Origin of the sequence: Frondihabitans sp. VKM Ac-2883 (genome assembly GCF_015350875.1) — a bacterium.
Taxonomy (GTDB): Bacteria; Actinomycetota; Actinomycetes; order Actinomycetales; family Microbacteriaceae; genus Frondihabitans.
Genome location: NZ_JADKSF010000001.1, coordinates 252,323 through 267,058, shown reverse-complemented (window position 1 = coordinate 267,058; position 14,736 = coordinate 252,323). Strand labels below are relative to the sequence as shown.

At 68.9% G+C, this 14,736-nt stretch carries 14 protein-coding genes; 4 read left to right on the top strand and 10 right to left on the bottom strand.

Features of this window, described 5'->3' with window-relative positions; translation table 11 throughout:
• Positions 1 to 49 precede the first annotated feature (49 nt).
• Both ITJ49_RS01415 and ITJ49_RS01410 read right to left on the bottom strand, forming a co-directional pair.
• The gene (locus ITJ49_RS01415; RefSeq protein WP_194600566.1) at positions 50 to 826 is read right to left on the bottom strand and encodes an SDR family oxidoreductase; all 777 of its coding nucleotides are present in this window, start codon (positions 824 to 826) and stop codon (positions 50 to 52) included.
• Positions 827 to 869: 43 nt separating this feature from the next.
• Positions 870 to 2,189, bottom strand: a complete 1,320-nt coding sequence (locus ITJ49_RS01410) for an MFS transporter (protein WP_194600563.1) — start codon at positions 2,187 to 2,189, stop codon at positions 870 to 872.
• A gap of 172 nt (positions 2,190 to 2,361) precedes the next feature.
• Between ITJ49_RS01410 and ITJ49_RS01405 the strand changes: the two genes are divergently transcribed.
• Positions 2,362 to 3,222, top strand: coding sequence for an HAD family hydrolase (locus tag ITJ49_RS01405; protein ID WP_194600560.1), 861 nt, complete (start codon positions 2,362 to 2,364; stop codon positions 3,220 to 3,222).
• 134 nt (positions 3,223 to 3,356) lie between these two features.
• The gene (locus ITJ49_RS01400; protein WP_194600557.1) at positions 3,357 to 4,640 is read left to right on the top strand and encodes an alanine racemase; all 1,284 of its coding nucleotides are present in this window, start codon (positions 3,357 to 3,359) and stop codon (positions 4,638 to 4,640) included.
• A gap of 82 nt (positions 4,641 to 4,722) precedes the next feature.
• On the opposite strand, the gene ITJ49_RS01395 is transcribed toward ITJ49_RS01400, so the two are convergent.
• The 7 genes from ITJ49_RS01395 to ITJ49_RS01365 all read right to left on the bottom strand — a co-directional run bounded on the left by ITJ49_RS01395 (position 4,723) and on the right by ITJ49_RS01365 (position 10,662).
• Positions 4,723 to 4,962 carry a hypothetical protein gene (locus ITJ49_RS01395; RefSeq protein ID WP_055965175.1) on the bottom strand — a complete coding sequence of 80 codons (240 nt, stop codon included), beginning with the start codon at positions 4,960 to 4,962 and terminating at the stop codon, positions 4,723 to 4,725.
• 56 nt (positions 4,963 to 5,018) lie between these two features.
• Positions 5,019 to 6,014 carry an NAD-dependent epimerase/dehydratase family protein gene (locus tag ITJ49_RS01390; RefSeq protein WP_194600554.1) on the bottom strand — a complete coding sequence of 332 codons (996 nt, stop codon included), beginning with the start codon at positions 6,012 to 6,014 and terminating at the stop codon, positions 5,019 to 5,021.
• Positions 6,015 to 6,077: 63 nt separating this feature from the next.
• The gene (locus ITJ49_RS01385; protein WP_194600551.1) at positions 6,078 to 6,479 is read right to left on the bottom strand and encodes a YrdB family protein; all 402 of its coding nucleotides are present in this window, start codon (positions 6,477 to 6,479) and stop codon (positions 6,078 to 6,080) included.
• Positions 6,480 to 6,520: 41 nt separating this feature from the next.
• A complete protein-coding gene (gene purU / locus ITJ49_RS01380; RefSeq protein WP_370544324.1) occupies positions 6,521 to 7,372 on the bottom strand; it encodes a formyltetrahydrofolate deformylase in 852 nt (283 codons plus the stop codon).
• Between the two features lie 136 nt (positions 7,373 to 7,508).
• A complete protein-coding gene (locus tag ITJ49_RS01375) occupies positions 7,509 to 8,885 on the bottom strand; it encodes an MFS transporter (protein WP_228513938.1) in 1,377 nt (458 codons plus the stop codon).
• A 167-nt stretch (positions 8,886 to 9,052) separates the two neighbouring features.
• Positions 9,053 to 10,225, bottom strand: a complete 1,173-nt coding sequence (locus tag ITJ49_RS01370; protein ID WP_194600545.1) for a hypothetical protein — start codon at positions 10,223 to 10,225, stop codon at positions 9,053 to 9,055.
• 56 nt (positions 10,226 to 10,281) lie between these two features.
• Complete coding sequence (locus tag ITJ49_RS01365) at positions 10,282 to 10,662, bottom strand: DUF3253 domain-containing protein (RefSeq protein ID WP_055965190.1); 381 nt, start codon at positions 10,660 to 10,662, stop codon at positions 10,282 to 10,284.
• A gap of 43 nt (positions 10,663 to 10,705) precedes the next feature.
• Between ITJ49_RS01365 and ITJ49_RS01360 the strand changes: the two genes are divergently transcribed.
• Together ITJ49_RS01360 and ITJ49_RS01355 are read left to right on the top strand one after the other, a co-directional pair.
• On the top strand, positions 10,706 to 12,058 hold the full coding sequence (locus tag ITJ49_RS01360) for an MFS transporter (protein ID WP_370544323.1): 1,353 nt from the start codon (positions 10,706 to 10,708) through the stop codon (positions 12,056 to 12,058).
• A gap of 168 nt (positions 12,059 to 12,226) precedes the next feature.
• Positions 12,227 to 12,727, top strand: a complete 501-nt coding sequence (locus ITJ49_RS01355; protein WP_194600542.1) for a MarR family winged helix-turn-helix transcriptional regulator — start codon at positions 12,227 to 12,229, stop codon at positions 12,725 to 12,727.
• 38 nt (positions 12,728 to 12,765) lie between these two features.
• Here the strand turns inward: ITJ49_RS01355 and ITJ49_RS01350 are convergent, their stop codons facing one another.
• Positions 12,766 to 14,583, bottom strand: coding sequence for an ABC-F family ATP-binding cassette domain-containing protein (locus ITJ49_RS01350; protein WP_194600539.1), 1,818 nt, complete (start codon positions 14,581 to 14,583; stop codon positions 12,766 to 12,768).
• Positions 14,584 to 14,736 lie beyond the last annotated feature (153 nt).

Here is a 14,736-nt window from a genome sequence, read left to right as displayed (position 1 = left end):
AAGTGTGTCTTTCTGGTGGGGGAGGGGACGAGGAGAGGGAAGCGCGGTGTCAGCGCACGAGGTAGCCGCCGTCGACGGTGAGGACGTGGCCGTTGACGTAGTCGGAGGCGCGGCTCGCGAGGAAGACGGTGGCTCCCATCAGGTCGGCGACCTCGCCCCAGCGACCGGCCGGGATGTGGTCGAGCACGCGCTGGTTCGTGACCGGGTCGGCCCGCGTCGCCACCGTGATCGCGGTGGCGAAGTAGCCGGGTGCGATGGCGTTCACCTGCACGCCGTCGGCGGCCAGCTCGTCGCAGTACGCCTTCGTGAAGCCGACGATGCCGTGCTTGGTGGCGGCATACGCCGGCGACCACTGCCCGCCCAGAAAGGAGAAGAGCGAGGCGATGTTGATGATCTTGCCGGCCCCCTGGGTCGACATGACCCGGGCCGCCTCCTTGCCGAGTTCGAACGGGGCGGTGAGGTTGAGCCCGATCATGGGATCCCACTCGGTGCGACCGAAGTCGGCGACGGGGGCGATGCGGCAGATGCCCGCGGAATTGACGAGGATGTCGACGGCGCCGAGACGTTCGATGCAGGTGTCGATCACTTCGCGCGGTGCGCCCTCGCCCGTGATGTCGATCTCGAGGAACTCGTATCGCACGCCCTCGTTCTCGACGAGGGTGCGTGTGGTGCCGTCGTCGTCGAGGATGCTCGGCACGAAGATGTCGGCCCCGGCCTTGGCGAGGGCGAGGCTGAAGGCCTGGCCGAGGCCGGTGTTGCCGCCGGTGATGATGGCGGTCTTGCCTCGGAGGGAGAAGAGGTCGAGCGAGAAGTCGCGGATGTCCACGGGGAGCCTTTCGGAAGCGGTGAGCAGGGAGAGGGAATGAGATCTAGGCGGAGAGGAGGCGAGTGTCGTCGGCGTCGGCGCGGCTGCCGGCACGGCGGGCGGCGACGCGCTCGGTCGCGACCGTGAGGAGGACGCCGATGAGCCCGGCCGCGATGAGGGTCGTGAAGAGCGCGGTGAATCCGCCCCCCTGCTCGGGTATTCCGGCGGCGGTATCACCGATCCACCACGCGCACACGACAGGCAGGAACGCGTCGGGCAGATAGGCGATGCCGGATGCCAGGCCGATCACGCCGCCGCGCTGGGACTCGGGGATGCCGAGTTCGCCGACGGGGGCCCAGTAGACCCCGCGGCTCATGAAGACGGCCAGGCACAGGACGACGAGGAGGGCGAGGGCGACCCAGGTAAGGGCGGGGTCGTGGGGGAGGAGGAGGAAGGCGAGGGCCAGCACGGTCGAGACCACGAACATCCAGCGAAGGAACTGCGAACTCGAGCGGGCGACCTTGTCGACGACGAGCCCGCCGACGGGCCCCGCCACGAACTGGAAGACGTAGCTGCGGACGACCCCGATCACGGCCAGGGCGCCGAGACCGACCCCGAATCCGGTCTCGAGCAGCGGCGAGAAGTAGCCGAGAGTGGTGTAGAAGCTGAACGACATGGCGATCGTGCCGCCAATGAGCCACGTGAACGGGTTGCGGGTGGCCGCGAGAAGCTGGCCGATTCCGACGGCGGACGATACGAGTTCGGAGACTCGAGAGCGCTCCTCGCGGACGACGACGAGGACGAGGATCGCGAAGACGAGGCAGAGGACGCCGTAGACACGAATCAGCGTCAGCACACCCGTCGATGGCACCAGCGCGGCCGAGACGATGCCGGCGCCGATCAGACCGACCACGGTGGAGGTGAGGCCGCGAAGCCCTTCGAGGAACCCGAAGGCTCGCCCCTGACTCGACTCGTCGCCGAGGAGGCCGATCGATTTGACGAGGGCTGGCCAGTACAGGCCGGTGCCGAGGACGGCCATGACGACGTGGGCACCCACGACTCCGACGAAGCCCGGGCGGGTGGCGACGGCGAGGTCGGCGAGCCCGATGCCGACCAACGCGATGACGATGAGGAGCCTCGGTGAGAACCGGTCGGCGAACCAGCCACCGCAGAAGTACATGACCGTCGCGGTCGCGCCGAATACCGAGACCACGACGCCGTACTCCTGGCCGGTCAGGTCGAGCGCCTCGTAGGTCTCGCGCAGGAAGACGTAGCGGATGTAGGCGACCTGGAAGATCACCCCGCCGGTCATGGACAGGATGACGAACGTCAGAAGGCGCCGGGCGCGTGCGGCGCGCGAAGGGATGGATCGGGGTGAAGACATGGCCACCTCATCGTGGGTCGAAACAGGACTCCGACGAATTTAGAGTGACAAACACGACATGTCAATTTCGGGTATGAATACCCTTTCGTTTGAGACGGAGTCGCGCACCCCGTGCGCCGCTCACCCCGCACTGGGGTCGAAGGGCCCCCTCAGCCTCCGCAAGAATGAACGCGTGACCACCCTCTACGTCTGCGACCTCGACGGCACCTTGCTCTCGCCCGACGCGAGCCCCAGCGCCTTCACCGTCGATACGGTCAACTCGCTCGTCGCGCAGGGGCTTCCGATCGCCATCGCGACGGCCCGCTCCGTCGTCTCGCTGCGGCGGGTCACCGAGGGCCTCCATCTCGAGGGGCCCGCGTGCGTCTACGGCGGGGCGTTCATCGTCGACCTCACGACCGGCGAGACGCTCGTCGATCACGTCATTGACCCGGAGCTCGTCGACGAGGTCCTCGGCGTCTTCGCCGAGAACGGTGCCGCCCCGCTGGTGTACTCGCTCGACTCGTCGCCGGAGGCCGAGGCGCACGCCGACACGGTCGGCTGGGTGCGCGGGGCCGAAGGCCCGGGCATCGAGTGGTACCTCGCGGAGCGCGGCGCGGATCCGCGATTCCGGCCCGTGGCGCACCCGAGCGAGCTGACGCGCGACGGCACATTCTCGATCGTCGCTCTCGCGCCGGAGGCCGATCTCGAGCCGGTGCGAAGGATCCTTGACTCCCGCTACGGCGATCGGCTGACGGTCACGCTGCAGCCCGAGACGTATCTCGAGGGCATCCACTGGCTCGAGGTGGCCGCGCTCGGGTCGGACAAGGGTGCTGGCGTTCGCGAACTGGCCCGGGCCTGGGGAGCCGATCGGGTGGTCTGCTTCGGCGACAACCTCAACGACCTGCCGATGTTCGACGTGGCCGACGAGGCCTATGCCATGGCCAACGCGAGCGACGAGGTGAAGGCGCGGGCAACGGGGGTCATCGACTCGAACGCCGACGACGGTGTCGCGCGGTGGTTGCAATCGAACGCGAGGATCCCGGCCCAACACTGATCGGGGATCGGTCGTCGTGACGGGGGCTTGCCGTCGCTCGGTGCGGGGTCCATTCTGTGTCTCACCGCGTCGCCGATTGCCCGGCAGTCGTCGACGGCGCTTCTGCATCGGCCACCACCCGAAAGAGGACGATGATGACTCCCCGCACAGACCCGTCGGCGGCGCTCCCGGCCTCGTCGAAGGTCGCATTCACCCCGCGGCCCTGGCCAATTCCGCTCGACGAGCTGCCGACGCCGGTACTCACCATCGACACGGCCGTGCTCGACCACAACATCGACACGATGGCCCGGTGGTGCTCCGAGGCCGGGGTCGATCTCGCCCCGCACGGTAAGACCACGATGGCCCCCGACATCTGGCAACGCCAACTCGACGCCGGGGCCTGGGGGATCACCGTCGCGACCGCGTACCAGGCCGAGGTCGCGCGTGAGGCCGGCGTTCGCCACATCATCTTCGCCGGCACCACGTTCTCGACCGACGCGCTTCTGCTTCTGGTCGAGCCCGGCAGCGACGTGCTCATGTGGGTCGACTCGGTCGCGACAGTCCACCTCGTCGATGCGGCGCTCGAGCGGGGCAACGCCACCCGGCCGCTCCCCGTGCTCGTCGAGCTCGGCGCGCGCGGTGGTCGGACCGGGGCTCGCACCCTCGACGCGGCGCTCGCCGTGGCCGCGGCCGTCCGCGACGCCGACCACCTCGTGCTGGCCGGAGTCGCCGGCTACGAGGGGGCTCTGACCCACGGTATCGACGCCGAGTCGCTCCAGCTCGTCGACGACTACCTGGCGACGCTCATCGAGTTCCGCGATCGGCTCGATGGCGAATCGTTCACCCAGTGGCTCGACCTCGGCGGAGACGTCGTGCTCACGGCCGGCGGCAGCGTCTACTTCGATCGCGTGGTCGAGGCGCTCGGATTCCGGCACGACCCCGACGGGGTGCGCGGGGTGCGAACCCGCGTCGTCCTCCGATCGGGCGCCTACGTCACGCACGACCACGACCTGTATCGACGACTCACCCCGTTCGAGCGCATCGAGAATGCCGACCGCTTCCTGCCGGCGCTCGACCTGTGGGCGAGCGTCATCTCGAAACCGGAGGCGACGCTGGCGCTGCTCAACGTCGGCCGACGCGACACCGCCGACGACGAGGGGCTGCCGATTCTCATCGAGGCGTACCGCACCTCGGCCCAGGGCGTGAGGCGTGTGCCCGGCGCCGTCGAGGCCGCTCGCGTGACGGGCCTCAACGACCAGCACGCGTTCGTCGAGCTCCCGCCCGAGTCATCGCTGGCGATCGGCGACCTCGTCCGTCTCGGCATCTCTCACCCGTGCACGACCATCGACAAGTGGACCGACATCGCGACGATCGACGACGGTCGGGCTCAACCGCGCGCGCTGCCTGCGGTCTCGGGGGTCATTCTTACTTGCTTCTAGCAGGTGGGAGGCTTTGAGACCTCAAAAACGACGCCTGAACGAGTCGTGCGGTCGTCGATTCTGACGTCTCGCCGACCGGAACCTAGCGGGGAGCGTTGCGACCCGACCGGGGCCAGGTGTCGGCTGCGACGCCGCGACGAAGCAGCAGCGCCAGCCCGATCCCGAGCACGAGGCCGGCGAGTCCGACGGGAAGGCAGATGGCCGATGCGACGATCGGTGCGGTCGTGAGCATCAACGTGAAGGCGACGACCAGGAAAAAGCCGCCCACCAGCCCCGAGACGATGGCGATGCGCTCTGTGATCCGACGACGCTCTGACTTCATACCCGAACCTTAGAGTGCACCGCCGCCGCGCGCAGTCGTCTCTTCAGGGGACACCCTCAGCCGACAGCGACCCGACCCGTCAGTCGATCGATGAGCGCATCGACCTCCGGATCCACAACGCGACGCGAGGGGTCGGCGTCGTGCCAGGCGATGATCTGCCGGGCACCCTCGGCGAAGGGGATTCGCGGCTCCCATCCGGTGGCCAGTGACCGGATCTTGGTCGTGTCGAAGATCGCCGGGTGGCTGCGGTCACCGCGGAGCGATTCGTCCCACTCCGGGGCCTCGACGACGAGGTCGTGAGTCGTGCGGTGCACGATCTGCGGCGTCTCCACCCCGGCGGCGTCGGCCAGATCGAGGGCGATCGCGTTCCAGGTCAGCAGTTCGGGCGACATGATGTTGAACGCCTCGCCGATCGCTTCAGGGGCGCCGAGCAACGACTGGAACGCGGTGGCGAAGTCATCCGAGTGGGTGATCGCCCAGGGCGAGGTGCCATCGCCGTGGAGCACGATCGGCAGTCCGCGACGCAGGCGGTCGATGACGGTCCACCCGCCGAGCAGAGGTACCTGGGTGCGGTCGTAGGTGTGGGAGGGGCGAACGACGGTGACGCGGACCCTGCCCGCCGCATGCTCGTCGCGCAGCAATCGCTCGCAGGCGATCTTGTCGCGGCTGTACTGCCAGAAGGGGTTGAAGAGGGGGACGGTCTCGTCGATCGGCAGCCGAGCCGGGGGCTTCTGGTACGCCGAGGCGGAGCTGACGAACAGGTACTGGTCGGTGCGATCGCCGTAGAGGCGGACTGCCGCAGCGGCCTGGTCGGGAGTGAAGGTCAGAAAGTCGGCGATGCTGTCGAAGCGGCGGTCGCCGAGGATCCGAGACACGTCCGCTTCGTCATGCGCATCGGCGGTGAGCACTTCGACGCCGTCGGGAATGCTCCGTGCCGTCGTCGTGCCGCGGTTGAGGACGGTCACGGCGAGGCCGTTGCGCACCGCCTCGCGGACGCACGCCGCACTGATCTGGCCGGTGCCGCCGATGAAGAGGAGAGACGTCGCTGTCATCCGTCGATCATGTCAGACGCGCGCGCCGCCCGCCCGGCACCGTCGCAGGGGTGAGCGGCGTCGTCACTCGGCGGCGCGAAGCTCGCGTCGGAAGTGAATGATTCCCGACCCGAGGGCGACCACGGCGAACACCGCCGCGACGAGGGGATAGCCGAGGCTGAACCACGCGTACGCCGCGGAGCCCATCACGGCGATCTCGACGATGGCCCGCCCGAGCGGGTCGGTCTTCAGCGGACCGCGAGGCGAGCGGAAAAGCCACCACACCACAGCGGCGAAGAGCGGAGCCCCGATGACGAAGAACAGCGAGGGAAAGGGGAACGGCCAGGCCAGGTAGCCCCAGAAGGCGAGGCTGAACAGCGCGAAGACCTGGAGGACGATGCGCACGACGGTGTTCGGCGAGATCGGGTGGCCGGTGCCGTCGTCTCCGCCTCCGCGACCGGGGCGTCTCTTGGGAGTGTCGAACATGGATCCTGGTGTCTGCTCTGGTCGTGTGTCGGGGTGAGGCGTCAGCGGAAGACGATCGTGCGAGCGCCGTCGAGGAGCACGCGGTCTTCGGCGAACCAGCGGACGGCCTGCGTGAGGGTGCGGCTCTCTTCGTCTTGGCCGATCGCCACCAGGTCGCCCGGAGTGCGGCTGTGATCGACCCGGACGACGTTCTGCTCGATGATCGGGCCCTCGTCCAGGTCGCTCGTGACGAAGTGGGCGGTCGCACCGATCAGCTTCACGCCGCGGGCATGCGCCTGCCGATAGGGGTTCGCGCCCTTGAAGCCGGGCAGGAACGAGTGGTGGATGTTGATCGCGCGGCCCTCGAGAGCGGCGCAGAGCTCGGGGCTGAGGATCTGCATGTAGCGGGCCAGGACGACCAGCTCGATGTCGTGCTCTTTGACCGCCTCGAGCACGCGGCGCTCGAAGTCGGCCTTGAGCTCGGGGCCGACGACGGCGCGGTGCTCGAACGGCACGCCGTAGAACTCGGCCAGCTCGGCGAGATCGGCATGGTTGGCCAGCACGAGCGGGATCTCGATCGGCAGCTGCCCGGCGCGCTGGCGGAAGAGGAGGTCGTTGAGGCAGTGCGCGGCCTTGCTCGCGAGCACGAGCGTGCGGAGGGGGCGGCCGACGACGTCGAGCTTCCACTCCATGTCGTAGCGCTCGGCGACTGGCGCGAGTGCCCCGGCGAACGCGTCGCGGCCGGTGTCGGAGACGACCTGCAGGCGCATGAAGAAGGTGCCGGTGTCGATGCTCGAGAACTGCTGCGACTCGGTGATGTTGCCGCCCGCGTCGACCACGGCGCCACTGATCGCGTGGACGATGCCGGGCTTGTCTTGGCAGACGAGCGTGAGGGTCCAGTGGGTCTCGGTCACGCGGTCAATCCTAGGCGACCCGTCTCCTCCCGAATTGGAAGGAGATTCGTCGCCCGGGCAGGCCGCGATCGGGATGAATGCGTCCGACCTCGCGGGTTTTTCCTTCGAATTCGGAGGAGGGGGGAGCAGCGGCGGCTCAGACGACGCTGATGGGCTCCGTGTCGGCGCGCGTGGCAGCGCTGTCGTCGGCCGGCTTCGACGTCGCCGGCCGCGAGGCCTTCAGTCGCCGGTCGAAGATGGTCAGGGCGCTGAGCACCACGGCGATCCCGACGATCACCCAACCGAGCTCGTGAAGAGCGCCGGTCGTCGGCCGGTCGCCGTACGCGACGCCGATGAGGCTCGTCGACGCGATCGCGCCGATGTAGATGCTCGTGCGCGACAGCCCCGCGGCCGCTCCGATTCCGGCAGGGTCGACCTGGCGGTAGAGCGCGGCCTGGTTCGATACCGAGGCGAGCCCCTGCGGGATCGTGAAGAAGATCGTGGCGACGACGAACAGCCAGACCGGGGATCCCGAGGTGAGCGACACCACGACGAATCCGCCGACCAGCGGAATCAGGGCGGCCGCGATCAACGGCAGGCGGACGCCCGCTTTTCGCGCGAACCAGAAGGACGCGACACCCGCGAGGATCGCACCGGGCAGCTGGATCAGGCCCGCCGTCTGAGACGAGATGCCGGCGACCTCCTGCACCCACTGCGAGAACCCGTAGGTCATCGTGTAGGCGATGCCGTAGACCAGGAACAGTCGGAGGTACGTGCGGGTCAACGGCCCGTTCGAGGCGAGTATGCGCACGTCGATGAAGGGGGCAACGGCGCGACGCTCCCAGACGATGAGTGCGACGAGGGCCGCAGCCGTCACGATCAGCAGCCACCACAGGCCCGCCCCGAGGTCGAGGAGGAACACCAGCAGGCTGCTGATGGTCACGGCGAAGAGGCCGAGGCCAAGAGGGTCGATGGCCTGGACGATCGGGAGCGGCGCCGAGCGGATCGGCCGGATTTTGTCCGATGGAAGCCACAGCGCCGCCAACACGAGCCCGATGCCCGCCAGAGGCACGTTGACGAGGAAGATCGCGTGCCAGCTGAAGGCGCCGATGAGCGCGCCCGCGAGGGGTGGGCCGGCTGCGGCCGAGACGAGCGATGAGATCGACAGGCCGCCGAGCACGAGCGGCGGGGTGGCGATCGAGAGACGGTCGCTCTGGTTGCGGATCGCGCTCATCGCCGCCGGGTAAGCCGACGACGTGCCGATGCCGATGAGCACTCGCGAGACCAGGGCGCCGCCGAACGTCGGGACGAGAGCGGGCAGGATCCCTGCCACGATCACCACGACCATCCCCAAGAGGAAGATCTTCTTCGGACCGAACCGATCGGCGAGCTTGCCCATCGTGGGCTGCGCGATAGCCGAGGCGAGGTAGAGCGAAGAGACGAGCCAGATGGCCTGGTCGCTACCGATACCGAGATCGCGGGAGATCGGGGCGAGGGCAACCGCGATCATCGTGGTGTTGATCGGGTTGAGCAGAGGGCCGAACAGGATCGGGATGACGAAGCGGGGGCCGAAGCCGGTCTCGGTGCGGGTGCTGCGGGTGCGGGGGCTCGTGGTGGTCGCCTACTCAGGTCGTCGACGGACTGGTCGACGGCGGCGTCGATCGGGAACTTATGCAGTCTACCTGCATATGTTGGGTCGCGTCAGGGATACCCGATGAACCACAGCGGAATCAGTGCCACCGCCTGCAGCACCACCGCCACGACGAGCACGACCACGCGCCGCCGCCGCGTCTCCGAGAACAGCCGACTGCCGAGCAGCGGCGCGACCGGCATCATCAAGCGGATCAGGCTCTGCTGCGGCAAGAACACCGCGACGAGGTACAGCCAGTACGAGGTCGTGAAACCGACGATCTCGTGCCCGAGCTCGCGCGTCGACCGCCGAGTGAGCCAGAACGCACCCGCGGCGAGGGCCAGGAGCACGAGCAGGACGCCGGGCCACGACAGCCAGGTCGCCGCCATCGTGAACCATGGCGTCAGCGGACGGAAGGCCTGGTGACCGACATAGCCCACCCACCACGACAGCTCCGTGTCGAGGTAGGCGTCGCGCTCGCCGGTCACGCCAGTGGCGACCCAGGGCCACGCCAAGCCGGCGACAGTCACGACGACGCCGGCGAAGAGGATCTGGAGCGTGTCGCGCACCGGGAGGTGACCGCCTCGGATCCTCGACTCCCGCCACCGGACCACGAGGTGGATGCCGAGGGTGAGGGCGAACGCCAGTATGCCGGGGCGTGTGAAAGCCGCGACCACGGCGAACGGGATCAGCAGCAGGTAGCGCCTCGTCATCAGACACCAGAGCGCCGTGAAGAAGAAGAACAGGAAAGCGCTCTCGGCATAGGCGCACTGCAAAAGGAACCCCATCGGCCCGACGCAGAACACCGCGACCGCGAAGAGCGCCCGCTCCCGCGGCACCCGTAGGGCCAGCAGGCGGTAGAGCATCAGTGCCGCGCCGAATCCGAACACGGTCGCGACCAGCACGCCGGCCGTGTAGAACGGCAGGCCCGTGATCGTGACCACAGCCCGAACGATGCCCGGGAACACCGGCAAGAAAGCCCACGGATTCGTCTGCACGTAGCCGTCGTCGTCTTTCGGCAGCGTCGTCGGGTAGCCCTGCTCGGCGATCGTCTTGTAAGAGCTGGCATCCCACGAGCCCGAGAACGTAAAGAACGTCGGGTCGGCCCGGTCGCTCGCGAACGTCCAGCCCTGCGAGGTGGCGAGGGCGAACAAGGATCCGAGGAGTCCGGTCGAGAGCACCCGCGACAGCAGGTAGACCCCCAGTACCGCGGCCCACGGGCTTCGGGCGAGGAGGGCGGGCACCCGACAAACCTAGTCGGCGGTGCCTCGGTCGGGGTGGACGGCGGGGTGACGCTGAGTCAGGAGCGGTGGCGCCGGATCCTAATGGGGCCCTTGGCGGTCGAGGGATCCACCACGCTGCCGCCCTGCGTGATGTCGACCTCGCCCGCGGCCACGAGCCGCCGGGCAGCGCGACGGGCCGGCTCCATCAGCTCGCGCCAGCCGTCGTCGTCGCCCTCGTAGACGTCGCGGGCGGCATCGGACGGGCAGATGGTGGAGGTGGCAGCACGACTCGCGAGTAGGCGCTGGATGCTCGCCTCGAGCGCCCGGTCGACGGGTTTGATCTTGTGGCGGCGGCACGCGTCGCTGCAGTACGCCACTTCATCCCAGTTCTTCGCCCACTTCGCGCGCCGCTCGATACGCCGACCGCAGGAGCGGCAGGTCTTCTCGTCGAGGGTCATGATTCCGTTCTACTCCGTCGGCCCTGGTCGCTAGGCTTTTCCGGTGACGACGACAACCGCACTCCGTTTTCCCTGGGCCGGGTTGATCGCGCTGGCGATCGCGTCGTTCCTCTCGATCTCGGGCGAGATGCTCCCGACCGGCCTCCTGCCTGAGATGGGCGACGAACTCCGTGTCAGCGAGTCGTCGGTCGGGCTGCTGGTCTCGGTGTTCGCCTTCACCGTCGTGCTGACGTCGCCGATCCTCACCCACTTCACCTCCCGGATCCCTCGCCACCGCCTTCTCGTCGGTCTCATCCTCGTGATCGCGATCGGTGCCGCCGGCACCGCCCTCGCCCCGAGCTACGCGACGTTGGTCGTCGCCCGCGTTGTCGGGGGCCTGGCCCACGGGGTGTTCTGGGCCATCACCGGCGCCTACGCCGCGCACCTCGTTCCGCGCGACCAGGTGGGCAAGGCGCTCGCCGTGTCGTCGAGCGGCGGCACGCTCGCGTTCGTGCTCGGCGTGCCGCTCGGAACCGCGGTCGGGCAGGCGGTCGGGTGGCGCCTGGCGTTCGGCCTCCTCGCGGTGCTGATGGTGATCGGAGCCGTTCTGGTCTGGCGGCTGCTGCCCGACGTCGGCTCGGGGGCGTCCGATGCCGCGACGCTTCGCCAGGAATACAGCGACGCGATGACCGGCGCGACCCCGATCGGCCCCGGTGCCCTCGCGACCGGCTCGATTCCGATCATCCGGCCCGGCTCGCGCGCCGGTGGCCGCCCGCCGCGCGAAGAGATCGATCCGAGCGTGCTCGGCGTGGTCATGGCCTGCATCGTCACCGGGTTCTTCATGGTCGGCCACTACTCGCTGTACACCTACGTGGCGCCGTTCCTCACCCGGTCGAGCGAGCTCCCGTCCGACATCCTGAGCAGCACCCTCTTCGCCTACGGGATCGCCGGAGCCGTCGGCCTCCTCCTCGTCGGCATCGTGCTCGGCAGGCGCCCCGACCTGAGCATCCCGGTCGTCATGGCCCTCGTGGCAGTCGCCGTCGTCGGCTTGCTCGTCTTCGAGGGTCAGCCGGTGCCGTCGTTCGTGGTCTTCGTGATCCTCGGTGTGACGTTCGGCGCTCTGCCGCCTCTCTTGCAGACGCGTCTGTTGCAGGTGGCCCCGGCCCGCATCCGCGACATCGCGAGCTCGTTCTACACGTCGTCGTTCAACGCGGGCATCGGCGCCGGCGCCCTGCTCGGCGGCCTGGTGCTGTCGGGCGTGGGGCTCGACGACCTGCCGCGGCTGTACATCGTCATCGCCGTCGTGATGCTCGTGGTGACCGTGGTCTCGAATATCGCACTCGTGCGCCTCGATAGGCGCCGCAAGACGGTTCGGCGTGCGGCGCGCGAGGCGAGGCGTCTGGCTGGTCCGCGCTAGCTCTCCGCTGCGGGGCGAATTCTGGTCGCCGTGTTCCGTGCCGCTGGCCGGGGTGGGCGGGTGCTGTGAGGAGTCGGCGGGTGCTGCAGCACCCGCCGACCCTCATCGACACCCGCCCACTCGTACCAGCACCGGCGGCACCCCGAGACCACGCGACATAATGGCCCGATGCCCGAAGAACAGCGCGACGAGGTCGACCGAATCGTCGCCAGCTGGAACCGCGAGCGCCCCGACCTCGACTTCGAGCCCCTGCACGTGTTGTCGCGCGTGGGCCGGCTCGCGAAGCACCTCGACCGCGAGCGCCGCGCCGCGTTCACGGCGAGCGACCTCGAATCGTGGGAGTTCGACGTGCTGAGTGCCCTTCGCCGCGCCGGATCGCCCTACGCGCTCTCGCCGAAGGCCCTACTCACGCAGACACTCGTGTCGAGCGGGACGATGACCAACCGGATCGACCGCCTGGTCGGGCGGGGTCTGGTCGCGCGGAACACCGATCCGAGCGACGGGCGCGGGATCCTGGTGTCTCTGACAGACGACGGTCGTAGCGCTGCCGACGCCGCGATCACCCGGCTCGTCGAGGCCGAACGCAGCCTGCTCGGCGACCTCTCATCCGCCGACCGCGAGACGCTCGCCGGGCTGCTGCGCTCGCTGTCGCTCACCCTCGGCGCCTAGAAGCCGGGCCGAAACCCAAGGATCCGGCCCACCCCCGCTCAGCCCTCGAGCTTCTCGCTCACTGCGAGCCATGCCAGCTCGAGCTCGTCGGCCTTGACCTCGATCGCGGCCACCTTCTTCTGCAGCTCTCCGAGCCCCACGTAGTCGTTCTGGTCGTGGGCGGCGAACTGGTCGAGGAGCGTCTGGCGCTCGGCGGCCGCCTTCTGCATGCGACGGTCGAGCGAAGCGCGCTCCTTTTCGGCGTTGCGCTTCTCGGCGCCGCTCAGCCCCGAGGCCTTGGCCGCCGCGGTGACGGTCGCCGAGGCTCCCTGCGTCGCGGTGGGCCGGTCGGTCGCCTCGCCCGCGCCGCTGACCGCGATGCGGCGCAGCTCGAGGTACTGGTCGACGCCTCCGGGCAGGTGGCGCATCTCGCCGCCGAGCACGGCGTACTGCATGTCGGTGACGCGCTCGAGCAAGTATCGGTCGTGGCTGACGACGAGGAGCGTGCCGGGCCAGGTGTCGAGGAGGTCTTCCATCGCCGCGAGCATGTCGGTGTCGAGATCGTTGGTGGGCTCGTCGAGGATCAGCACGTTCGGCTCGTCGAGCAGGATGAGTAGCAGCTGGAGACGGCGCTTCTGACCACCCGACAGGTCTTTGACCGCGGTCTGGAGCTGCGGGGTGGTGAAGCCGAGACGTTCGAGGAGCTGACCGGGCGTCAATTCTTTGCCGCCCGAGACGTATGACGAGCGGTAGCGGGAGACGACCGTATTGACGCGCTCGTTCGCGAACTCGTGGAGGTCGGCGAGCTGCTGGTCGAGCACGGCGAACTTGACCGTCTTGCCGCGGGTGACGCGACCCGTCGTCGGCAGAACCGCCCCGGTGACGAGCTTCAGCAGCGTCGACTTACCGGCGCCATTGACGCCGAGAATGCCGGTGCGCTCGCCCGGAGCGATGCGCCACTCGATGTCTTTCAGCACCTTGCGCTCGCCGTAGTCCACCGACACGTCGATGATGTCGACGACCTGCTTGCCGAGGCGCGACGTGGCCATCTGCGACAGCGAGACCTTGTCGCGCACGGGAGGCTCGTCGGCGATGAGCGTCTCGGCCGCCTCGATGCGGAACTTCGGCTTCGCGGTGCGCGCGGGGGCACCGCGGCGCAGCCACGCGAGCTCCTTCTTCATCAGGTTCTGGCGCTTGGCCTCGGAGACGGAGGCCGATCGGTCGCGCTCGACGCGCTGCAGCACGTAGGCCGCGTAGCCACCCTCGAAGGGCTCGACGATGCCGTCGTGCACCTCCCAGGTGTCGGTCGAGACCTCGTCGAGGAACCACCGGTCGTGAGTCACCACGACGAGTGCACCTTCGCGCGGCGACCAGCGGCGCTTGAGGTGCTCGGCTAGCCAGGCGACACCTTCGACGTCGAGGTGGTTGGTGGGCTCGTCGAGGAAGAGGACGTCCCAGTCGCCGACGAGGAGGGCTGCGAGCGCGACGCGGCGGCGCTGGCCTCCCGAGAGGGCACCGATCGTGGAATCCCAGGGGATGTCGGTGGCGAGGCCCGAGATGACGTCGCGGATGCGGGCGTCGCCGGCCCACTCGTGCTCGTCGCGGTCGCCGACAATGACCTCGCTCACGATGGAGTCGAGGGGCAGGATGTCGCGCTGGTCGAGCACGCCCATGGTGATGCCGCGGCGGCGGGTGACGCGGCCGGAGTCGGGCTCCATGCGGCCGGCGAGGAGCGACATGAGGGTCGATTTGCCGTCGCCGTTGCGGCCGACGACGCCGATGCGTGAGCCCTCGTCGATTCCGAGGGTCACGCCTTCGAAGATCACACGGGTGGGGAATTCGAGGTGAAGCGCTTCAGCGCCGAGAAGGTGGGCCACCCGTCAAGGGTAGGCGGTGTGAGTGCCGCGCCGTGCCAGGAGGGCACGGCGCGACACGCACAGCGCCTACAAACGCACGCAGCGGCGGTGTAGGCGCGCGCTTCGACCGTCAGACCCTCACGATCGGCGTAAACACCTGCCTAGGAGCGGTGT